Source organism: Micromonospora sp. NPDC047074 (assembly GCF_040643815.1).
Lineage (GTDB): Bacteria > Actinomycetota > Actinomycetes > Mycobacteriales > Micromonosporaceae > Micromonospora.
This window is the reverse complement of record NZ_JBEYVB010000019.1, coordinates 1-22,011: the sequence shown is the minus strand read 5'-3', so window position 1 is coordinate 22,011 and position 22,011 is coordinate 1. Positions and strand designations below refer to the sequence as shown.

17 protein-coding genes are annotated in these 22,011 nt (G+C 74.0%); 8 read left to right on the top strand and 9 right to left on the bottom strand.

From position 1 onward, the window contains the following. Nucleotides 1–147: 147 nt before the first annotated feature. Both ABZ809_RS21800 and ABZ809_RS21795 read right to left on the bottom strand, forming a co-directional pair. The gene (locus tag ABZ809_RS21800) at nucleotides 148–738 is read right to left on the bottom strand and encodes a hypothetical protein (RefSeq protein WP_357564402.1); all 591 of its coding nucleotides are present in this window, start codon (nucleotides 736–738) and stop codon (nucleotides 148–150) included. Nucleotides 739–873: 135 nt separating this feature from the next. After that, nucleotides 874–2,067, bottom strand: a complete 1,194-nt coding sequence (locus ABZ809_RS21795; protein WP_357564401.1) for a hypothetical protein — start codon at nucleotides 2,065–2,067, stop codon at nucleotides 874–876. 189 nt (nucleotides 2,068–2,256) lie between these two features. On the opposite strand from ABZ809_RS21795, the gene ABZ809_RS21790 reads away from it, so the two are divergent. Then, on the top strand, nucleotides 2,257–4,386 hold the full coding sequence (locus ABZ809_RS21790; protein ID WP_357564400.1) for a hypothetical protein: 2,130 nt from the start codon (nucleotides 2,257–2,259) through the stop codon (nucleotides 4,384–4,386). Beyond that, nucleotides 4,386–6,218 carry a hypothetical protein gene (locus tag ABZ809_RS21785; protein ID WP_357564399.1) on the top strand — a complete coding sequence of 611 codons (1,833 nt, stop codon included), beginning with the start codon at nucleotides 4,386–4,388 and terminating at the stop codon, nucleotides 6,216–6,218. Before ABZ809_RS21790 ends, ABZ809_RS21785 begins: the two co-directional genes overlap by 1 nt. Nucleotides 6,219–6,248: 30 nt before the next feature. Here the strand turns inward: ABZ809_RS21785 and ABZ809_RS21780 are convergent, their stop codons facing one another. Then, on the bottom strand, nucleotides 6,249–8,102 hold the full coding sequence (locus ABZ809_RS21780; protein WP_357564398.1) for a hypothetical protein: 1,854 nt from the start codon (nucleotides 8,100–8,102) through the stop codon (nucleotides 6,249–6,251). Nucleotides 8,103–8,207: 105 nt separating this feature from the next. Between ABZ809_RS21780 and ABZ809_RS21775 the strand changes: the two genes are divergently transcribed. Together ABZ809_RS21775 and ABZ809_RS21770 are read left to right on the top strand one after the other, a co-directional pair. Next, nucleotides 8,208–9,509, top strand: a complete 1,302-nt coding sequence (locus tag ABZ809_RS21775; protein ID WP_357564397.1) for a PQQ-binding-like beta-propeller repeat protein — start codon at nucleotides 8,208–8,210, stop codon at nucleotides 9,507–9,509. 78 nt (nucleotides 9,510–9,587) lie between these two features. Then, entirely contained in the window at nucleotides 9,588–10,880 is a 1,293-nt protein-coding gene (locus ABZ809_RS21770; RefSeq protein ID WP_357564396.1) for a PQQ-binding-like beta-propeller repeat protein, read from the top strand. A gap of 18 nt (nucleotides 10,881–10,898) precedes the next feature. Here ABZ809_RS21770 and ABZ809_RS21765 read toward each other — a convergent pair whose 3' ends face one another. Beyond that, a complete protein-coding gene (locus tag ABZ809_RS21765) occupies nucleotides 10,899–12,143 on the bottom strand; it encodes a peptidase C39 family protein (RefSeq protein ID WP_357564395.1) in 1,245 nt (414 codons plus the stop codon). 147 nt (nucleotides 12,144–12,290) lie between these two features. Between ABZ809_RS21765 and ABZ809_RS21760 the strand changes: the two genes are divergently transcribed. The 4 genes from ABZ809_RS21760 to ABZ809_RS21745 all read left to right on the top strand — a co-directional run bounded on the left by ABZ809_RS21760 (nucleotide 12,291) and on the right by ABZ809_RS21745 (nucleotide 15,264). Then, complete coding sequence (locus ABZ809_RS21760; protein ID WP_357564394.1) at nucleotides 12,291–12,959, top strand: response regulator transcription factor; 669 nt, start codon at nucleotides 12,291–12,293, stop codon at nucleotides 12,957–12,959. Nucleotides 12,960–13,103: 144 nt separating this feature from the next. Then, nucleotides 13,104–14,303, top strand: a complete 1,200-nt coding sequence (locus ABZ809_RS21755) for a HAMP domain-containing sensor histidine kinase (RefSeq protein WP_357564476.1) — start codon at nucleotides 13,104–13,106, stop codon at nucleotides 14,301–14,303. Nucleotides 14,304–14,473: 170 nt separating this feature from the next. Continuing rightward, entirely contained in the window at nucleotides 14,474–14,881 is a 408-nt protein-coding gene (locus ABZ809_RS21750) for a VOC family protein (protein WP_357564393.1), read from the top strand. Further along, the gene (locus ABZ809_RS21745; RefSeq protein WP_357564392.1) at nucleotides 14,878–15,264 is read left to right on the top strand and encodes a VOC family protein; all 387 of its coding nucleotides are present in this window, start codon (nucleotides 14,878–14,880) and stop codon (nucleotides 15,262–15,264) included. The genes ABZ809_RS21750 and ABZ809_RS21745 overlap by 4 nt, the downstream gene beginning before the upstream one ends. A gap of 118 nt (nucleotides 15,265–15,382) precedes the next feature. Here the strand turns inward: ABZ809_RS21745 and ABZ809_RS21740 are convergent, their stop codons facing one another. The 5 genes from ABZ809_RS21740 to ABZ809_RS21720 form a co-directional block, all read right to left on the bottom strand. Next, on the bottom strand, nucleotides 15,383–16,429 hold the full coding sequence (locus ABZ809_RS21740) for a hypothetical protein (RefSeq protein WP_357564391.1): 1,047 nt from the start codon (nucleotides 16,427–16,429) through the stop codon (nucleotides 15,383–15,385). 155 nt (nucleotides 16,430–16,584) lie between these two features. Continuing rightward, on the bottom strand, nucleotides 16,585–18,654 hold the full coding sequence (locus ABZ809_RS21735) for a 3-hydroxyacyl-CoA dehydrogenase NAD-binding domain-containing protein (RefSeq protein ID WP_357564390.1): 2,070 nt from the start codon (nucleotides 18,652–18,654) through the stop codon (nucleotides 16,585–16,587). A gap of 55 nt (nucleotides 18,655–18,709) precedes the next feature. Then, the gene (locus ABZ809_RS21730; protein ID WP_357564389.1) at nucleotides 18,710–19,903 is read right to left on the bottom strand and encodes an acetyl-CoA C-acyltransferase; all 1,194 of its coding nucleotides are present in this window, start codon (nucleotides 19,901–19,903) and stop codon (nucleotides 18,710–18,712) included. Between the two features lie 266 nt (nucleotides 19,904–20,169). After that, nucleotides 20,170–21,498 (bottom strand): HRDC domain-containing protein, encoded by a 1,329-nt coding sequence (locus ABZ809_RS21725; protein ID WP_357564388.1) that lies wholly within the window; start codon nucleotides 21,496–21,498, stop codon nucleotides 20,170–20,172. 295 nt (nucleotides 21,499–21,793) lie between these two features. After that, nucleotides 21,794–22,011: hypothetical protein (locus ABZ809_RS21720; RefSeq protein ID WP_357564484.1), on the bottom strand; the 218-nt coding region annotated here is incomplete at its 5' end.

Here is a 22,011-nt window from a genome sequence, read left to right as displayed (position 1 = left end):
CCGCGATCTTGCAGTTTCGGCCCCCTGTTTGTCGCTTCAATCCCTTATGTCTGGGCGGAAACTGCAAGATCGCGCGGGCGCGGGCGCGGGCGCGGGCGCGGGGCGCGGGGCGCGGGCGGGAGCGCGGGGCGGGCGGGGGCGGGTGGGTCAGGGGGAGCCGTTTGTCAGCAGGAGCATCAGGGTGTTCCCGCGGTGCAGGTAGGTGGCGGTGTCGTTCGGGCCGGCGTCGAAGTAGGCGGCGTCTGATTGCGGCGGCTGGTCGGTGTAGTAGCCGGTGAGGTACAGGAAGTCCGGATGCACGGACCAGCAGGACCAGCCCTCGTCGTCAGTGGCCGGCCTGTCGTGGTCCAGCCAGGCGAGGAAATCGTCGATGATCACATCGGCGTCTGCCACGTCGAGGTGCCGCTGGTAGGGGCTGAAGGCGGTGCACAGCATCCACGACAGGCGGGCATGGAATCCTGCCCCGTCCAGACCGGTCAGCCGGAGGTTGGTCACGCGGGGGACCAGTGGCCCGGACTGGAGATTGTCCCAGTGGCGGGCGTGGTCGGCGGCGCGCATCATGTCCGGGAACAGCGGGCCGTTGACGAACGCCTCCAGTGTCGCCAGCCGGTTGCCGGAGGTGATCAGTTCGTCGGCGCGTGCTCTGAGCAGCAGGGTGTTGCTGTTCATCACCTGGTCGACCGCGGTCAGCAGCGCGTCGACCGCAGGGGCATCAACGTCGTGCAACAGTGAACGCACCGGTCCATCCAACCCCTCCGGGCCCGGCGTACGCTCGGCCGGGGAGCGTGTCCGCTGACGCGACCGGAGTTTCCGGCCGGAATCCGGATCCGCCATGCAGCGCGGATCACCCGGTCAAGGCTGCATGACGAGGAACTAGCGGGGCGTGATCGAGCGGTAGTGGGTCTTTTCCGCCTCGGCCAGGCTGAACGTCTCCGTACGGCTCGGCATCGGCACCACGACCAGCCCCGGCTGCTCCACCAGGCGCGGGGTGTTCGGCGGCGTCGACAGCGAGCTGTCGCGGGTGGACCGCCAGGTCAGCACGGCCAGCGGCTGCCCGGGTACCGGCAGCGCGTACGTCTGTAGCGGGTTGGACCGGTCGGCGGGGGAGAGCACCGGTGCGCCTCCGTCGGCGGGGCGGTAGACCACGGCGGTCATCGTCCCGTCGGCCGTCTCCCAGCTGAGCTGCTCCAACTCCGCCGGCTCGCCGCCGCCGAGGGCGACCTCGCCCAGGGTGCGTACGGCCAGCTTCGTCAGCGGCCAGGACGCGGGCACCGAGCGCGGCGCGTCCCGGTCGCCGATCCGGCGGGGGACGCTGCCGAACGGTCCCTCCTCGCCGGCGAGCGCGCAGGTGTCCAGGCCCGTGAGGGCGCGCTTGCCGGAGCCGCTCTCGTCCCGCACGAGGGGGTAGCGCGGGTCCGTGGTGCCCGTACCGAGATCCAGCAGCCGGTCGGCGGCCCTTCCCCGGGGCAGCGCCTCGGTGGCCTTCAGGGTGGCCGTCACCGGCACGGCCCGGCAGGCCGGCACGTCCACCGGCTCGGTGAGACCGTCGGTGTCGCGCAGCGCGCGGCCGTCCGGCCCGAGCAGCCGTTCCACCCGGCTCGACGTCAGGTAGCGGCGCCCGTCGGCGGTGTGCACGGGGAGCACGTCGGAGTAGACGAGGTAGCCGGGATCGGTGTACTCGACGGCGCGGGTGACCGCGTACCGGCCACCCTCGGCGGTGACCTGGAGCAGCCAGGAGGCGCTCTCACCGGGCACGTCCGCGGCGACCAGGGTCAGCGGCGCCCCGCCGACCTCACCCGACCAGAGGATCCCGGACGTGGGTAGATGCACCCGGTCGTCGGCCGGCGACCGCCAGTCGCGTACCGCCCTGGTGACCGTCGACCTGACGGCGGCGTCACCCGCCAGGGTGCCGCGGGGCGGCCAGACTTCCAGGTCGCCGTCCCTGCTGTCGTATCCGACCCGCAGGTCACCGGGCTGCCGGTCGGCCACCGGACCGCACGCGGTCGCGGTGAGCAGCAGGGTCAGCAGTGCGGTGGCCGTGATGCCGCGCCGGCGGACTGGAGCCACCTGTACGCCCCCTCGATCGCCTCAGCCGTCGTCTTGTGGAAAGCGCCATAGTACGAGATGTCGGATCACCCGGACGCGGCACCTCGCCCACCGTCCGTGCGCAGGTCGCGGGCCGTGACCGGCGGAGGCCACAGAGGACACTGACGCGGTTTCAGGGCGAATGTCCCGCTCGGGTAGACTCCGCCGACTGTGACGCCTGCCGAGACCCGCGCCGAATCCTGGTCGGAATCCGACGCCGCCGCGGCCTCCGCGTCCGAACCCGTGGCGCCGCCCGCGGGTGGCGGCACCGGTGACCGTACGCCGGACGGGACCGCCCCCGCCGACGGGGCCGGCGCCCCCGGTGTGACCGTCCCCACCGAATCGACAAGCGTCGCCCCCGGACCGGCCGCCGCCACGGATTCGACCGCCACCACGGATGCAACTGCCGCCACCGAGGCGGCCGCCACCACCGAGCCGGCCGTCGCCGAGCGGGCCGGCACCGGGCGGTCCGGGGCCGAGCCGGCCGGTGCCGCCAGCGGGCCGGGCGGGGCCGCCACCAGGGCCGAGAAGCCCGGTGGGGCGGACTCCGAGGCGCGGCCCCGGCGGTGGACCCGGCGGCGGCAGGACCTCCCGGTCCTCGGCTTCTTCCTGCTCGCCGCGTTGTGGGTGACCAGCCAGATCTGGGTGAACCCGGCCGGCCGGGTGGCCTCGCTCTACAGCAGCGACCCGGCCCAGGTGCAGTTCTTCCTCGCCCACTCGGTACGGGTGGTGCTGCACGGGGAGTTCCCGTTCTTCACCGAGCAGTTCAACTATCCCGACGGGGTCAACCTGATGGCCAACACGGCCATCCTCGCGCTGGGCATCCCGATGGTGCCGGTGACGCTGCTCTTCGGCCCGGCCGTGACCTTCGTGGTGCTGGTCACGCTCGCGCTCGCCGGCACGGCGTCGGCCTGGTACTTCGTGCTCTCCCGGCACGTCGTGCGCAGCCCGCTGGCGGCGGCGGTCGGCGGCTGGTTCTGCGGGTTCTCGCCGGCGATGCTGTCGCACGCCAACTGGCACCCCAACATCATCTCCCAGTTCCTGCTGCCGTTCATCGTCTGGCGGGTGCTGGTCATCACCCGGTCCCGGCGGCCGTGGCGGGACGGCGTGCTGCTCGCCCTGATGGTCACCGCCCAGGCGTTCATCAACGAGGAGATCCTGCTCTTCACCGCCCTCGCCTGTGGCGTGTTCCTGCTCGCCGTGCTCGCCCAGCGGCCGGCGTTCTGGTCGGCGGCGTGGCGGCCGCTGGCCAAGGCGCTCGCGATCTGCACCGTGGTCGCCGGGTCGCTGCTGGCGTACCCGCTCTACATCCAGTTCGCCGGCCCGATGGCGTACCACGGCCTGAGCGACGCGGTCCGCGACTACGGCAACGACATCGCGGCCTTCTTCGCGCCCGGCTCGCCGACGATCGGCGGCAACGAGCGCGCGAACGTCAACCTCGCCCCGAACTACTCGGAGGAGAACGCCTTCTTCGGCTGGAGCCTCTCCCTGATCGCCGTCGGCATCGTGGCCTGGCTGCGGCGGGAGTTGATCGTCCGGGCGCTGGCGGTGACGGGCGTGTTCTTCGCCGTGCTCTCCCTCGGCGAGCGGGTGTCCTGGTGGGACCGCGCGCTGATCACCGGGCCCTGGGAGTGGCTGGTCCGGCTGCCGCTGCTCGATGCCGTGGTGCCGACCCGGTTCGGCCTGATCACCAGCGTGGTGATCGGCATCCTGTTGGCGCTCGCCGTCGAGCGCACCCGGACGCTGCCGGTCGAACGGCGGACGTTGCGCACGCTCACCGCGGCCGGGCTCGTCCTCGCGCTGCTGCCGATCGCGCCGATGCCGCTGAAGGTGACCTCCCGCCCGCCGGTGCCGGACTTCATCACCGCCGACCGGTGGCGTGGCTACGTCGGGCCGGAGCAGACCCTGGTGCCGATCCCGGTGCCGAACATGGGCCACACCCACGGGATGCGCTGGGCCGCCTCCACCAACCTCGACTTCAAGATCCCGGGCGGTTACTTCCTGGCACCGCGCAACGGCAACACCGGGGACCCCGGCCGCTTCGGTGGCCGGCCCAGCGGGGTAGGGCAGTTGCTGGAGGAGGTCGCCTCGACCGGCCGTACCCCCAAGCTGGACGACCGGCAGCGCCGCCGCGCGCTGGACGAGCTGCGGCACTGGCGGGCGGCCATCCTGGTGCTCCCGGTCGGCCAGCACCACGCCGAGCCGCTGCGGCGTACCGTCGAGCAACTGGTCGGCCCGGGCCGCCGGGAGCTGGACGTCTGGGTCTGGGACGTCCGGGCGCTGACCGACCGACCGGCCTGATGGCCGCCCCGGCGACGACCGGCACCGGCACCGTCGAGGCGGCAGCCCCCCGGCGCCCCCGTCGGCTGCCGGTACGGGCGCCCGACGCGCTGGTGGTCGCCGGCTATTTCGCCCTGGCGGCGCTGCTGACGGTCGGCCAGTGGGGTCGCCCGGAGCGGCTGTTCCACCAGGCGGGGGACCAGATCCTGTTCGAGTGGATGCTGGCTCACGCCGCCCGCGCGGTGACGGGCCTGGAGAACCCGCTGTACAGCTCGGCGCTCAACGCCCCGGACGGGGTGAACCTGATGGCCAACACCTCGGTGCTCGGCCTGGGGGTGCCGTTGACCCCGGTCACCCTGCTGTTCGGCTCGCAGGCCGCGTTCCTGGTCGCGGTGGTCTGCTGCCTCGCCGGCACCGCGACCGCCTGGTACGCGCTGCTGCTCCGCCGGCTGGTCGACTCCCGGCCGGCGGCGGCCGTCGGCGGCCTGGTCTGCGGCTTCGCCCCCGGCATGGTCGCGCAGGCCGGGGCGCACCTGCACATGGCGGCGCAGTTCCTGGTGCCGGCGATCCTGGCGCTGGTGTTCCACCCGGAGCCGGGCCGGGTGTGGCGGCGCGGGGCGCTGCTCGGGCTGCTGGTGGCGTACCAGATCTTCCTCGGCGAGGAGGTGCTCGTCTTCCTGGTGCTCGCCGCCGGGACGTTCGCGCTGGCGTACGCGGCGGCGGACCGGTCGGCGGCCCGCCGGCTGGGGCCCGCGCTGCTCGGCCGGATCGGGGTCGGGGTGCTGGTCTCGCTGCCCCTGCTGGCGTACCCGCTGTGGTTCCAGTTCTTCGGCCCGGGCCACTACCGGGGGATGCCCTTCCACGCGTACGGCTACCAGCTCGACGCCGCGTCGTTCACCGCCTCGGCCCGGCAGACGGTGCTCGGCGACGACCACCTGCCCGGCCTGCTCGCGCCGAACCCCACCGAGGAGAACTCGTTCTTCGGGCCGGGGCTGCTGGTGCTCGCCGTGGTGATCGCGATCTGGCTGTGGCGCCGGCCGCTGGTCCGTGCGCTGGCCGTCTGCGGGCTGTTCTTCGCGCTGCTCGCGCTCGGCGGGCAGGTCCGCCTGGACGGCACCCCCACCGGCATCCCCGGGCCGTACCGGCTGGTCGCCGAGCTGCCGCTGCTCGACCACGCGGTGCCGGCGCGTTTCCCGCTGGTCTGCGTGCCGGTGCTGGGCGTCCTGCTCGCGCTCTCCCTCGACCGGCTCCGCCCCGCCGTCCGGGCTCGGAACGCGGCCGGCTCGTCAGGGGCGACCAGCCAGCCGGGTGTGGTCGGCGGGGTGCCGGTGCGGCTGCTCTGGGGCGGGGCGGTGGCCGCCGCGCTGCTGCCGCTGACCCCCACCCCGATCCGGACCGTGCCGGCCTGGCCGGTGCCGGCCTACGTGGCCGAGGGCGGCTGGCGGGAACACGTCCCGCCGGGCCGGACCCTGGTGCCGGTGCCGCCGGTGACCGGCGCCGGGGTCAGCCCGGCGATGCTCTGGTCGGCCCGCACCGGGATGGCCTTCCCCACCCCCGGCGGCTACTTCATCGGCCCCCGGTCGGCCGACGACCCGGCCGCCCGGTGGGGTGCTCCGGACCGCCCCACGGCGGCGCTGCTGCGCCGGGTGGCCGAGACCGGCGAGGTGCCGGTGGTCACCGACGAGCACCGCCGGCAGGCGGTCGAGGACCTGCGCCACTGGCGCGCCGCCGTGCTGGTCCAGGGAGGACTGCACCACGGCGACCCGGTGCGGCGTACGGTCGAGGCGCTGCTCGGCCCCGGCCGCGAGGTGGCCGGGGCCCGCATCTGGGACGTCCGGCCCCTGGTGGGCTGACGGCTCAGCCCGCCTCCGATGGATGACGGCTCAGCCGACGAGGGGCCGGACGTCCCAGAGCCAGACGTCGTCGACGCGCTGGGGCGGGCCGATCAGCGCGGTCACCAGCTCACGCAGGACCGCCTCCCGGGGATGCGCGCCGAGCACGACCACGGACGCCTTCCAGAAGCGCAGGTCCTCGACCGCCTGGCGGCGGTTCTCCTCGGTGAGGGCGGGCACCGAGTTCTTGTCCATCGTGGAGTAGACCAGGGTGCTGGTCGGCCGGTTCGGGGCGCCGAAGACGCCCTCGCCCAGCTCGTTCGGCCCGATGAAGTAGCCGCCGGGGATGGGGAACGCGTGCTGCGTCAGCGCGCTCCAGCGCAGCGTGGGCAGGCCGTGCACGTTGCTCGGGATCGGCAGCGGCACCAGGGTCCGGCCCTGCGGCACGTACGGGCGCCAGCCGCCGGCCGTGATGAAGTGCGGCGGCAGGTCGACGGGCTGCGCGGGCAGCGGGCGCGGGAAGAGCGGCAGCACGGCGAGCGCGATGGCCGCGTACCCGACCGGCCGCAGCCAGCGGTGCCGCGACCCGGCGGCCGGGGCGGGATCGTCGCCGTCGCGGGGGGCCGGGACCGGCGGCCGGCCGCCGCCGGCGACCGCGTCCCAGGCCAGGGCCAGCAGCACGCCGAGCGCCGCCGTCACCACGAGGGCCAGCCGGGTCGGCATCATCATCTCGACCAGCGGCAGGTCGTCGGAGATGTAGGCCCACGGGCCGTCCGTCTCCGTCTCCACGCCGTTGATCCGCACCTTCGGGCCGATCGAGCCCACCGTGAAGAGCACCACCAGCACCGCGAGGATCCGGGCCACGAACGAGCGGCGGACCAGCAGCACCAGCGCCACCACCGACAGCAGCACCAACGGCCAGCCGAACCAGGTGTTCTGCTCGGTCAGCCCGATGGTCTTCTCCACCGCCTCGTCGCCGGCCACGGTGTCCCGGGCGAAGGTGACGAAGGCGGCCAGGTCCTCGCCCCAACTGTGGAAGACCCCACCCTGCAACCCCCGGTAGGACTGCGGGCCGTTGAACTGGAACCAGATCGGGTAGGCCGTGAGCAGCAGCGCCAACCCGCCGCCCAGGCCGAGCGCGGCGGCGAAGCTGCCGGCCACCGCCCGCGTCCGGGCCGGCCGCATGACCGCGTACGCGACCACGACGACCAGGCAGGCCAGCGCGGTGAGCAGCAGCATCTCCTCGTTGATGAAGATCTGGTACGCCACCAGCAGGCCCAGCACGAGGCCGTTGCGCCGCCACCGGCCGGGCTCGCCGAGCCGGAACACCCGCACCACGATCAGCGGCAGCAGGAAGTTCGAGACGAAGTTGGGCTGGCCGTTGGCGTGGTGCACGATGCCCGGCGCGAAGCCGAGGAACGCGCCACCGACGAAGGCCGCCGCGCGGGACCGCACCAGGTGCCGCGACAGCATCCAGTACGACGTGCCGGCGGTCGCGGCCAGCGCGCCACCCAGGTAGAGGGCGTACATCACCTGTGGGCCGAGCAGCATGGTCAGCGGGGCCAGCGGCAGCGTCACCCCGAGCAGCGAGGTGTTCGCCATCATGTTCACCCCGTCCGGGGCGTTCTGCCGCTCGGTGAACAGCGGGTTCTCCAGGTGCCGCACCGAGTACGCGCCGTGCGAGAACAGCCACTCGAACCAACTGTGGTCGGTGGGCAGGTGCGACGACACCCGGTTCTGCACGTCGACCCAGTAGTTCAGGCACACGAAAACGCCGAGCAGGACATAGGCTCCGATGGCCAGTACGTCGGCGCGGGACGGCCGCCGCCGGGGCCGTCGGGTCGGCTCCGCCGAGACGGGCTCGGCTACGGAGTTCAGCGAGGGGTCTACCACCGGCACAGCCACGACGGGCCATCGTACAGGCGCTACGGCGTCGCTTTTGCCGGGCCGGTGTCTCCCCGGCCGATTTGCCGGTCCGTTCGGGGCGCGGTGTGACGGGGAGGACGGCACGTGACGGTCATCGACCTCGGCGAGCTGCGTGACGAGCCGGGCCGGGAGGAAGCGCCGCTGCCCCGCCCGCCCCGCGCCGTCGGCCGGCCGCTGCGGGTCGCGCTGGCGCTCGCGCTTGTCGTGGCGACGATGGCCGGCGCCGCCCCGGCACCGCAGCGGGACACGTTCGTGGTCCCGGCGGGCGCGGGGGCGCAGGCCTTCCTCGACGATGACCGGCTCTACGTGGTCGAACAGGCGGAAGGGGAAGTCACGGGGACCGCCGAGGTGCGGGCGTACACCCTGCCCCAGCGGTCGCCGGTCGCCGGCCGGCCGCCGGTTCCACTGTGGCGGGCCGTGGTCCGGTCGACCGGCCGGTTCTGGCAGGCCCGGACCTGGCCGGGCGTGGTGGTGTTCGCGGTCTCCGGCCAGCAGGACCAGGGCAGCCGGACGCTCGCGCTCGACGCCGCCACCGGGAGCGAGCGCTGGCGGCGGCCCGGCTACCCCTGGTGGGACTCGAACGGGATGCTGCTGTTGCAGTCCGGCGGGGACGACGGCGGCGCGGTGCAGCTGGTGGACCCTGCCTCCGGGCGGGCGATCTGGTCGGCCCGGACACCGCGCGCGGGCGCGATGTACGACGCCCGGGACGGGCTGATCGACCGGGTCGTGCTGTTCGTCGCGCGGGGCCGGGTCGAGGTGCGCGACGCCCGCTCGGGCGAGCTGCTGCACGTGCGGGACCTGGGCCTGGGCGAGTTGTCCGGGCACGCGCAGGTGACGGTGGCTCACGGCCTGTTGCTGATCGTGCAGGCGAAGAGGGGCGTGCTGACCGCGTACGGGCTGGACGGGCTCCGCCAGCGGTGGGAGACCAGCCTGCCGACGGCGGCCCATGTCGGCAATTGCGGCGGGGTGATCTGCGTCAATGGGCAGAGCGGTGAGTTCAAAGCCCTCGACCCGGCCACCGGTGCCGTCCGGTGGACCGGGGGCCGGTCGGCGGGGGTGTTGCACGAGCGGGACGGGCGGCTGCTCGCGATCGAGCCGGGGACCCTCGGGGAGCGGTTCGTCCTGCTCGACGCGTCGACCGGCCGGACGATCGCCGACCTCGGCACGTGGCAGCTGGTGCTGGGCGACGACGACGATCGGCACTTCGTCGTCCGGCCGGCCGACACCGGTGGCGGGTTGGTGGTCGCCGAGTTGGACGCCGCCGCCGGCCGTTCTCAGGTGCTCGACGTGCTGCGGGACGCCACCGGGGACTGCCGGCGTGGCAGGGACACGGTGGCGTGCCGGCTGCGTACCGGTGGGCTCGGCGTCTGGCGGTTTCCTCGCTGACCCCGGCCCGAGCAGGACATAGGCTCCGATGGCCATGACGTCGGCGCGGGACGGCCGCCGCCGGGGGGAGGACGGCACGTGACGGTGATCGACCTCGGCGAGCTGCGCGACGAGCCGGGCCGGGAGGAAGCGCCGCTGCCCCGCCCGCCCCGCGCCGTCGGCCGGCCGCTGCGGGTCGCGCTGGCGCTCGCGCTGGTCGTGGCGACGATGGCCGGCGCCGCCCCGGCACCGCAGCGGGACCCGGCCGTGGTGCCGGCCAGCCCGGGGTCGGAGGCGTTCCTGAGCGGTGACCGGCTCTATGTGGCCGGCCCGGCGGAGGGGGAGAGCGCGGGCACCGTCGAGGTGCGCGCGTACGCCCTGCCGCAGCGGTCGACGGTCGACGGCCGACCGGCTGCACTGTGGCGTGCCCTGGTCCGCACGTCCGGCCGGATCTCGGAGAGCCGGGCCTGGCCGGGTGTGGTGCTGTTCACGCTTGCCGATGACCAGGGCGTGCAGTCACTCGCGCTCGACGCCGCCACCGGCCGCGAGCGCTGGCGGCAGCCCGGCTACCCCCGGTGGGACCGGGCCGGGACGCTGCTGTTGCACACCTTGGGAGAGGACGGCGGCACGGTGCGGCTGGTGGACCCGGCCTCCGGGCGGGCGATCTGGTCGACGCGGACCGGGCCAATGCATGCGATGTACGACGACCGGGGCGGGCTGATGGACCGGGTCGTGCTGTTCGGCGCGCGGGGCCGGGCCGAGGTGCGCGACGTCCGATCGGGCGAGCTGCTGCACGCGCGGGACCTGGGCCTGGGCGAGTCGTTCGGGTCCATGCAGGTGATGGTGGCCAACGGCCTGTTGCTGGTCGTGCAGTTGGACAGAGACGTGCTGACCGCGTACGGGCTGGACGGCCTCCGGCAGCGGTGGGAGACCAGCCTGCCGACGGCGGCCCACATCACGGACTGCGGCGGGGTGCTCTGCGTCAACGGGGAGAACGGCGGGCTGCGTGCCCTCGACCCGGCCACCGGTGCCGTCCGGTGGACCGAGAGCCGGTGGGCGGGGGTGTTGCACGAGCGGGGCGGTCGGCTGCTCGTGGTCGAGTCGGGGCCCCTCGGTCAGCGGTTCGTCCTGCTCGACGCGGCGACCGGCGGGGTGGTCGCCGAACTCGGCAGGTGGCAGCTGATCTGGGGGCGCGACGACGACCGGTCCATCGCCGTCCGGCCGGCGGGCGCCGGCGGCGGGCTGATGGTCGCCGAGCTGGACGCCGCCGGCGGCGGGGCCCGGGTGCTCGACGTGCTGCGGGACGCCACGGGAGACTGCCGGCGCGGCGTGGACGCGCTGGTGTGCCGGCAGCGCAGCGGTGCGTTCGGCGTCTGGCGCTACTCGGGCTGACCCCGGCGCGCCGGCGGGTCACCAGTTGGCCTGCTCCGGGGCCGGGGGCAGCGGTACGCCGGGCGGCCGCAGCACGTACGCCACCCCACCGCTGCCGCCCTGCCAGGCGGCCTCGAAGCGGTCCCGGTCGACGGTCCGGCGCACCGCGTCGTCGTCGGGGGCGTACGGGTCGTTGAGCACCGGCGTGCCCGCCTCGGTGAAGCCGACCAGCACCATCAGGTGTCCCTTGGTGTCGTAGTCCAGCCCGGGCACGTCGCCGGACCGGAACGCGGCGGAGACGATCAGCGGGATGCCGGCGGCCACGAACGCCTCCGCCTCGGCCAGCGAGCGCAGCCGGGTGACGAAGGCGTCCACTCCGTGCAGGCCGGCGTAGGCGGTGTTGAACGGCCAGTTCCCGGCCCCGGCGTAGGCGCGGTCGTAACAGTGCCGGGCCGCGTGCACCACCACCGGGCGGGGCCCGGCCGGGGCCACCCAGGCGTACCGGGCCGGGGCCGGGGCGGCACCCCAGAAGGCGAGCACCATCGACGTGCAGGTGGGGCTGCACCAGGAGTCCCCGCCGCCGCCCCACTGCGGGTGCGCGTCGGCGTGCAGCCGCTGCGAGTAGCGCGGCACGTCCAGCACGATGCCCCGGCCGGACACCCCCGCCGAGGGGCCGTCGCCCGGCGACCCGGACACCCCCGACGAGGGGCCGTCGCCCGGCGACCCGGATACCCCCGCCGGCGGGCGCGGGCCGGCGGCGACCGCCCCGACAGCGCGCAGTACCGGGGCCGCGTCGGAGTGCTCCGGCCGGAGCAGGGTCACCCGGACCTGCCAGCCGGTGACCGTGGCGTCCGCCACCACCAGCGTGTCCACGTCCACCCGGGCGTCGGCGTCGCGCTGCCCGGGCACGGACGTCCGGCGGACCGCGTCGTCGTCGGCCGCCCAGTCGGCGAGGACGTACCACCCGGTGGCCGGGGCATCGTCGTGCCAGCCCCGCAGCTCCACCCGCAGCCAGCAGCCGCCGGGGGTGTCCCCGTTCCACGAGGGCACCACGTCGCGCACGGCGAAGCCGGCCGGCACCGGCGCGGAGGTCCAGCTGCCGGCCGCGTACCGGTGGGTGTCGCCCTCCGGGTCGGTGTGGTCGAGCCGGTCGACCGGGTCGGCCAGTTCCAGCCCCCGCCCGGCCGGTCGCAGCCCGACCAGCACACCCAGGCCGGCGTCGCCGGGAAACCGGAAGCCCCGGTAGGCGACGTCCCGCCGGGCCGTCGGCGCCGCGTCGATCATGCGTCTCCCCGTCCGTTCTCGCAGGTTGGTGCCAGAAGCATCGCGTACGGCGAAGGTTTTTTGCAACGCTGGCCGACCGGGACGGCGGGTGCGCCCTGGTTTGCCGGCCGGCACTAGGTTGTGGGTGGTCAGGGCGAGGAGGCCGGGATGCGGGTACTGGTGGTCGAGGACGAGCGCAACCTCGCCGACGCGATCGCGCGCGGGCTGCGTAAGCGGGGGATGGCGGTCGACGTCGCCTACGACGGCGACAGCGGCCACGAGATGGCGTTCGTCACCCGCTACGACGTGGTGGTGCTGGACCGGGACCTGCCCGGCGTGCACGGCGACCAGATCTGTGCCGAGTTGGCCGCCTCCGGCACGCTCACCCGGGTGCTGATGCTGACCGCCAGCGGCACCGTGGCCGACCGGGTGGAGGGCCTGCAACTCGGGGCGGACGACTACCTCCCCAAGCCCTTCGCCTTCGACGAGCTGGTCGCCCGGGTGCAGGCACTCGGCCGGCGGGCCACCCCGGCCGCGCCGCCGGTGTTCGAACTCGCCGATCTGGTGCTCGATCCGGCCCGCCGGGTGGCCACCAGGGGCGGCCAGCCGGTCGACCTGACGAACAAGGAGTTCGGCGTGCTCTGCGAGCTGCTCAAGGCCCGCGGCGCGGTGGTCTCCAGCGAGGAGTTGCTGGAACGGGTCTGGGACGCCAACACCGACCCGTTCACCACCATCGTCCGGGTGACCGTGATGACGCTGCGTAAGAAGCTCGGCGACCCGCCGCTGATCGAGACGGTGGTCGGGGCGGGCTACCGCACGGCGGAGGCGTCAGCATGAGCGCGAGGAGTGAGCCGGTTTTGCGAGCCCCGCAGTCGCGAATGAAGGTGGCACGGTGAGCGCGAGGAGTGAGCCGGTTTTGCGAGCCCCGCAGTCGCGAATGAAGGTGGCACGGTGAGCGCCCCGGTCCTGCGAGCGCCGCAGGTGCAGCCGAAGGCTGGTCGGCGGACCCGGCTGCGGCCCACCCTGCGGCTGCGGCTGACCCTGCTCAACGGTGTGCTGCTGGTCGGCGCGGGTGCGATCCTGGTGCTGCTGGCCTGGCTGCTGGTCCGCGACGCGTTGCGCCCGACCGACGAGCTGCTGCCCGGCACCACCGTGGTGCTGGCCGACGGCCGGTCGCTGGACGCGGCGCAGTGGCAGCACCAACTCGTCGACGCCGCCAGCTCGGAACTGCTCATCAAGGGCCTGGTGGCGCTCCTGGCGATCAGCGTCGTCGGGGTGGCCGGCGCGTACGCTGTCGCCGGCCGGGCGCTGCGCCCGCTGCACCAGGTCACCGCCACCGCCCGCCGGCTCGGCGAGACCACCCTGGACCAGCGGATCGGCTACTCGGGCGCCGACGACGAGGTGGCCGAGCTGGCGGAGACCTTCGACGCGATGCTGGACCGGATCACCGCCGCGTTCGAGGCACAGCGGCGCTTCGTCGCCAACGCCTCCCACGAGTTGCGTACCCCGCTCGCGGTGATGCGTACCGAGATCGACGTGACGCTCAGCGACGACGAGGCGGACGCCGCCGAGTACCGCCGGATGGCCACCGTGGTCCGGGACGCCTCCGAGCGGGCCAACGGGCTGGTCGACGCCCTGCTGGTGCTCGCCCGCAGCGAGGCGCAGGCGGGTCGGCGGCTCGGCCGCCGCACCGAGTGCGACCTCGCCGCCGGCACCGCCAACGCCCTGTCGGCCGTACGCCGGGAGGTGGAGCGGATCGGGCTGCGGGTGCAGACCTCGCTGGAGTCCGCGCCGGTGGTCGGTGATCCGGGGCTGCTCGACCGGCTGGCGGGCAACCTGATCGAGAACGCGGTCCGCTACAACCACCTGCACGGCCGGCTCTGGGTGCGGACGGGCTCGGACGGCTGCCGGTCCTGGCTGGTGGTCGGCAACACCGGGTTCGAGGTGGACCAGGCGGACGTGCCCGGCCTGTTCGAGCCGTTCCGGCGTGGTGGCCGGGAGCGTACGGGCGCGCGCGGCTCGGGTCTCGGACTCTCCATCGTCCGGGCGGTCTGTGACGCGCACGGCGGCACCGTCAAGGTGATCGCCCAGCCCGGTGGCGGGCTGGAGGTGACGGTGACCCTGCCGGCGGCGGAGGCCGCCCCGGTCGTCACGGCGGGGGAGCCGGCCGTCCGGCGGTGACGGGAACCCACCCCCGGCGCCGGATCAGCCTCCGTCGGATGCGAGGATCGTGTCGTCAGCCCGACGAATGGAGGGGGGTGCGTCGATGTCCACCGTCATGATCTCCGCGCCCCGTCTCGCCGGCTGACCTTCTCGCACGCGGGGCGTCTCCATCTCCCCCGGAGGAACCCGTGTATCCACGGATTCAGAACATCAGTTTCGACTGCCACGACACCTACGCCCTCGCCGGCTTCTGGTCGGCCGTGCTCGGGTACGCCCGGCACGCCGACGACGCCCCGGGTGACCCGGAGGCGGTGCTGCTGCCGCCCGACGGTGCCGCCCCGGCCGTGTTCTTCCAGCGGGTGCCCGAGGCCAGGACGGTCAAGAACCGGGTGCACGTCTGCCTCGAACCGGCCGGCCGGACCCGGGACCAGGAGGTCGAGCGGGTGCTCGGCCTCGGCGCGGTCCTGGTGAACGACCGCCGGCACGCCGACGGTACGGGCTGGGTGGTGCTCGCCGACCCGGAGGGCAACGAGTTCTGCGTCCTGCGGGGCGCGTCGGAGCGGGCAGTCAGGGCCAACGAGGAGGAACACCCGTGAGCGCACGGATCCACAACATCGGCATCGACTGCCGCGACACGTACGCCCTGGCCGGTTTCTGGGCGCAGGTCTTCGAGTGCCCGCGCCAGCCGGACGACTTCCCCGGCGACCCGGAGGCCATGCTGCTGCCCCCGGGTGGCCCGGAGGTGCTCTTCCTGGCCGTGCCCGAGGGCAAGACGGTGAAGAACCGCCTGCACCTCGACGTGGAGCCCACGGACCGGACCCGGGACGAGGAGGTCACGCGGCTGTTGGGCATCGGGGCCACCCACGTCTCCGACAACATCCGCCCGGACGGCTCGGGCTGGGTGGTGCTGGCCGACCCGGAGGGCAACGAGTTCTGCGTGCTGCGCAGCGCGGCTGAGCGGGCCGCCACGGCGGGCTGACGCGAAGGGGCCTGTCCACCTCGGTGGACGGGCCCCTGCAACGCTGCCGTACGCGTCAGACCTCTGCTCGGTCTGCCCAAACTGGCGTGCCGGGCGGCGCCCAGCGGGAGGGCTGCGGTCAGTACTTCTGTTCGATCTCGCCGCGAATGGCGACGAACTCCGCCGCCGAGGCGGCCGCGGATGAGAAGAACATCACGATGACGCCGACGCTGCCGTGGTCGGCCCACGCGCAGACCCCGAGGGGCACTCCGGCGGACTCACCGTCGCCGCACTTGGCCAGGCCGCCCTGGGGGCCCGGGGCGATGGTGGTCATCCTCTTGACGGACAGCCCCTTGGACATCCCCTTCACCGTGTCGTCGAGTTCCCGTTCGGGGTTGAGCACGAACGCGGAGGCGGCGATCACCATGACCATGTTCCGCTCGTCGGCGCTGCCGTAGAAGGCGCCGGCGACGCCGGTTTCGCCGGTCACCGAGGTCCTCAGCTCCCGGACCATGTCGTCGGCCGCCTTCTTCAGGGTCGGCTCGGTGCTCTTCGCGCGACCCGCGAGCGTGTCCGGGGCGACGACCCGGATCCGGGGAGCCTCGCTGGCGTCCGGCGACGGGGTGGCCGGCGACGACGTGGCGGCGCTCGGCGTGGCGCTCGACGCCTGGGTCGGGCCCGCCGTCGGGGTGGGCCTCGGGTCGGGGGACCCGTCGTCGTTGAGGGCGACGTAGGCCAGGCCGCCCCCGCCGAGGCAGAGCACCAGCAGCCCGACCAGGCCCAGGGCCAGGATCAGCTGGCGTGACCGCGCCTGTCCGCCCCCGGCGGCAGGGTGCGGCGGGTAGCCGGCGTACTGACCGGCAGGGAAGCCGGCCTGGGGCGTGCCGGGATACGCGCCGTGCGGCGGGGTGGAGTGCGGCGGCGAGTACGGCGGGGTGGAGTTTGGTGGCGGGGTGGAGTACGGCGGGGTGGAGTAGGGCTGGGTGGGATACGGCTGGGCCGGCGGCGGTCCGGGGTGCGGCGTGGCGGGCCAACCGCCGTCGTACGGGGGCGGGCTCGCCGGCGGAGCCGCCCAGCCCGCGGCGGGCGGCGGGGCCGGGTAGTTGTCCGGCCGCGGCGGGGGGAAATCGTAGTGCGGCTCGTGCTCCGGCTGCCCGGACCAGGGATCGACCGGCGGTGAGGACATGATCAGCTCCAGGCGAGGGTGCGGACGGGTGATCGTAGCCAGCCACCGCAGGTCCCGCTGTCCCGGTCCCGACCGGACCGGGCCGTAACGACGATCGCGGTGGCCACCACCATCCAAGCTGGACGGGGCAACCACCGCGAACGCGGGGCGGGGTGTCAGGCGGGCAGGCTGGCCGCGCCCTGGGGCAGGAACCGCTGGCCGGTGACCCGCTCGGAGGTGCCGGTCCGGTCCAGGTACGGCGTGATGCCGCCCAGGTGGAACGGCCAACCCGCGCCGAGGATCATGCACAGGTCGATGTCCTGCGCCTCGGCGACGACGCCCTCGTCGAGCATCAGCCGGATCTCCTGCGCCAGCGCGTCGAGCGCGTTCTGGCGCACCTGCTCGGCGGTGAGCGGCTGGTCGCCGACCACGAGCAGCTTGGCCACCTCGTCGTTGACCTGGTCGTCGACGACGATCGGCTGACCGGAGTCGGCGATCCGCTTGAGGTTCTCGCTGACGTCGAAGCGGTCCGGGAACGCGCCGTGCAGGGTGCCGCCCACGTGGTACGCGACGGCCGGCCCGACGAGCTGGAGCAGGGCGAGCGGGCGCATCGGCAGGCCCAGGGGGTCCAGCGCGGAGTTCGCCACGTCGAGCGGGGTGCCCGCGTCCACGGCGGCGAAGACGGTGCCGAGGAAGCGGGTGAGCAGCCGGTTGACCACGAACGCCGGGGCGTCGGTGACCAGCACGCAGGACTTCTTCAGCTGCTTGCCGGTCGCGAACGCGGTGGCGAGCGTGGCGTCGTCCGTCCGCTCGCCCCGGACGATCTCCAGCAGCGGCAGCACCGCGACCGGGTTGAAGAAGTGGAAGCCCACCACCCGCTCGGGGTGCTCCAGCCCTTCGGCCATCGCCGTGATCGACAGGGAGGAGGTGTTGGTGGCCAGCACCGCCTCCGGCTTGACGATCTTCTCCAGCTCGGCCCAGACCTGCTTCTTGACGGCGAGGTCCTCGAAGACGGCCTCGATGACGAAGTCGGCATCCGCGAAGACGCCCTTGTCGACAGAGCCGCTCACCAGGCCGTACAGCTTGGCGGCGGTGCCCTTGTCCATCCGGCCCTTGCTGACGGCCTTCTCGATCTGGGTGTGCACGTAGCCGACGCCCTTGTCGACCCGGGCCTGGTCGAGGTCGGTCAGCACGACCGGTACCTGGAGACGGCGGGCGAAGAGCAGGGCGAGCTGGCTGGCCATCAGGCCGGCACCGACGATGCCCACCTTGGTGACCGGCCGGGCCAGGCCCTTGTCCGGGGCGCCGGCCGGCCGCTTGGCCCGCCGCTGCGCCAGGTCGAACGCGTAGAGCCCGCTGCGCAGCTCCTCGGAGAAGACCAGGTCGGCGAGGGCCTCGTCCTCCGCGGCGGTGCCGGTGGCGAAGTCGGCGTCCTTCGCCGTCTCCAGCAGGTCCAGCGCCTTGTACGCGGACGGCACCGCGCCGTGCAGCCGCGCATCGAGGGTCTGCCGCGCGAAGTAGAGCACGCCGGCCCACATGTCCTTGTCGACCTCGGGCCGGGTCACGGTGACCTCGCCCCGGACGACGCCGGCGGCCCACTCCAGGGACCGCTCCAGGAAGTCGCCCGGCTCCAGCAGCACGTCCGCGATGCCCATCTCGGCGGCCTGCTTCGGCTTGAGCATCTTGTTCTGCATGAGCGGGTTCTGGATGATCACCTGGGTCGCCGCCGGGATGCCGATCAGGTTCGGCAGCAACTGGGTGCCGCCCCAGCCCGGCACCAGGCCGAGGAAGACCTCGGGCAGGGCCAGCGCCGCCGCGCCGCCGGAGAGCGTCCGGTAGTGGCAGTGCAGCGCCAGCTCCAGGCCGCCACCCATCGCCGCGCCGTTGACGAAGGCGAAGGTCGGGACCTGGCTGTCCTTGAGCCGGGCGAAGACCCGGTGACCGAGCCGCCCGATCTCCAGGGCCTGCTCGCGGTCGGCGAGCTGCGGGAGGCTGGTGAGGTCCGCGCCCACGCAGAAGACGTACTGCTTGCCGGTGACCGCGATGAACGCCGGGTCCGCCGCCAGGGCCGCGGTGATCGCCTCGTCCAGGCTGGTCAGCCCACCCGGGCCGAAGCTGTTCGGCTTGGTGTGGTCGAAGCCGTTGTCCAGGGTGATCAGGGCGGCCGGCCGGTCCAGCCCCGGTACGTTCACCTGGCGCAGCAGCGCCTTGGTGACGACCTCGTTCGGTGCGGCGAGCGCGCTCACTGTGCCATCTCCGTTCGCGACTGCGGGACTCGCAGGCCCGGCTCTTTCCTCGCGCTCACTTGTTGCCCTCCCAGTGGGGGTTCTCCCAGATCACGGTGCCGCCCATGCCGATGCCGATGCACATGGCGGTGAGGCCGTAGCGGACCTCGGGGTGCTCGGCGAACTGCCGGGACAGCTGGGTCATCAGCCGGACGCCCGAGGAGGCGAGCGGGTGGCCGATGGCGATCGCGCCGCCCCACGGGTTGACCCGCGGGTCGTCGTCGGCGATGCCGAAGTGGTCGAGGAAGGCGAGCACCTGCACGGCGAACGCCTCGTTCAGCTCGAACAGGCCGATGTCGTCGATGGTCAGGCCGGCGAGGCGCAGCGCCTTCTCGGTCGACGGGATGGGCCCGACGCCCATCACCTCCGGCTCGACGCCGACGAAGCCGAACGACACCAGCCGCATGGCGACCGGCAGGCCCAGCTCGCGGGCGACGTCCTCGGAGGCGAGCAGGCTGGCGGTCGCGCCGTCGTTCAGCCCGGCCGCGTTGCCCGCGGTGACCTTGCCGTGCGGCCGGAACGGGGTCTTCAGGGTGGCGAGCTTCTCCAGCGAGGTGTCCCGGGGAGCCTCGTCCACAGTGGCCAGGCCCCAGGCGTTCTCCTCGTCCCGGATCGCGACCGGCACCAGGTCGTCCTGGAGCTTGCCGTTGGCGTACGCCTTGGCGGTCTTCTGCTGCGAGGCGAGCGCGAACGCGTCGGTGCGCGCCTTGGTGATGTGCGGGACCCGGTCGTGCAGGTTCTCCGCGGTCGCGCCCATGACCAGCGCGGACGGGTCGACCAGCTTCTCGGCGATGATCCGCGGGTTGGGGTCGACGCCCTCGCCCATCGGGTGGCGGCCCATGTGCTCGACGCCACCGGCGATCGCGACGTCGTACGCGCCCATGGCGATGCCGCTGGCGACGGTGGTCACCGCGGTCATGGCACCGGCGCACATCCGGTCGATCGAGAAGCCGGGGACGGTCTTGGGCAGGCCCGCCAACAGGGCGGCGGTCCGGCCGATGGTGAGGCCCTGGTCGCCGATCTGGGTGGTGGCGGCGATGGCGACCTCCTCGACCCGCTCCGGCGGCAACTGCGGGTTGCGCCGCAGCAGCTCGCGGATGCAGCGGATCACCAGGTCGTCGGCGCGGGTGTTGGCGTACATGCCACCCGCCTTGCCGAACGGGGTGCGGACGCCGTCGACGAAGACGACATCCCGAACTTCACGGGGCACTTGAGCCTCCTCTTCGACCACAGTTCGGCCGCCGCGCCGACGGGGCGGCGCCGCGGACCGACCGAAGGTCGCCGGCACGGGCGTGTTCCTCCGGATGCTACTCGCCAGTAACCATGGCTGGCACCCGCCCCCGTGTGGCCCACCCCACACCACCCGCCCGGCGTTCGGCTCGTTGATCATGGAGTTGCCGTGCCGACACGCCGGGCGTGGCAACAGTAACTCCATGATCAACGGGGCGGCCGTGGGCGGCCGTGGGCCGCAGGGGGTCAGGGGGTTGGGGGTGGGTCGGTTAGGGACTCCGTGAGGGCCGGCAGCAGCAGGGAGATCTGCCACTCGCGGGCGTTGAAGCCCCGGAGGGTCTCCGCGACGGTCACGTCGGTGACCTCCTCCGGAGGGACCCAGGCCACCCGGCGGATCGAGTCGGGGGCGATCAGGTTCTCCGGCGGCAGGTTGTGCGTGGCGGCGATCCGGACCACGACCTCCCGGCACCGGGCCAGGCGGGCCGCGGCCACCGGATCCCGCTCGGCCCACCGGTGCGGCGGCGGGGGTCCCTCGACCGTTGGCGCGACCGGCAGCGCGTCGTCGGCCAACTGCCGCGCGTCGTCCAGCGCGGCCAGCCAGGTGCGGGCCAGCCGGCGCACCGAGCGGCCGCCGAAGCCGGGCAGGGTGAGCAGGGTCTTCTCGTCCTTCGGATCCAACTCCGCCGCCGCGACGATGGCCGAGTCCGGCAGCACCCGACCCGGCGCGGCGTCCCGCCGGGCCGCGATCTGGTCCCTGGCGTACCAGAGGGAACGGACGCGGGCCTGGGCGCGCGCCCCGCGCACCCGGTGGATGCCGGACGTGCGGCGCCACGGCTCGGCCCGGACCTTCGGCGGCCGGGCGCCGGTGCGCACCAGCGCGGCGAACTCCTCCGCCGCCCATCCGGACTTGCCCTGCCGGGCCAGCTCCTCGTCGAGCGCGTCGCGCAGGTCGACAAGCATCTCCACGTCGAGTGCGGCGTACGTCAGCCAGGACTCCGGCAGCGGGCGGCTCGACCAGTCGGCCGCCGAGTGGTGCTTCTCGAGGCTGAAGCCGAGTAGCTGCTCGGTCAGCGCGGCCAGGCCGACCCGTTCGAATCCCGCCAGCCGGGCGGCCAGTTCGGTGTCGAACAGCCGGCGCGGACGCAGGCCCAGCTCGGCCAGGCACGGCAGGTCCTGGCTGGCGGCGTGCAGCACCCACTCGGCCTCGCCGATCACCAGGTCGAGAGGGGTCAGGTCGGGCAGCGGCAGCGGGTCGATCAGGGCTGTGCCGGAGCCGGCCCGACGCAGCTGCACCAGATAGGCGCGCTGGCTGTAGCGGTAGCCCGAGGCGCGCTCGGCGTCCAGGGCGACCGGGCCGGTGCCGGCGGCGAAGCGGGCCACGACCTCGTCCAACTCGCCGGACGTGGCCGCCGGTTGGGGTGTGCCCTCGCGCGGGGCGGTCAGCGGGACGGGCCCGTCGGCGGTCGGTTCGGCCCCCTCGGCCACCGGCTCCGGCCGGGCCGACGGCGGGTGGGGCGCATCGATTCCCGTACGGCTTTCGGCGGCCCGACGGCGCTGGGGTGGTTCGTCGGTCACCTGACAACCCTAGTGCGCGACGCGACGTGGTGGGTGAAGCCCGTCCGGTGTGTGTCGGCCCACCGGCCGCCGGGTGTCTCCGGCGGGGCCGGACATAGGGGAAGACAAACCCCGTTGGCGCAGGTACGGTCCATCGAGCCGTTGCGCGGGTGCGGCATCATCGGGGCCCGGAGCGGAGCGGGGCTTCTACGGGGAGGGCAAGGCGATCATGACTGCTGGCTACGGGTCGGCGGACACGGGCCCGGCGGCGCCGGGCGACGGTGGGTTCCCGCCGGGGACGGCGCGTCCCGGGCCACTACCGCCCCGGATCGAGCCGGCCGCCGCCGCATACCCGCCGCCGGGCGTCCCCCGGCAGCCTCCGGCCGCCCCGACGCCGCGACCCGCCTGGACACCGCCGGCGCAGCCGGCCCAGCCCGCCCCGTGGGGCGCGGCCCCGGCCAACCCCGCTGTGCAGGTCCCGCGAGACCAGCTCGGGGGCGACCACCGCGACGAAGAAGATGACCAGCCAGCTCA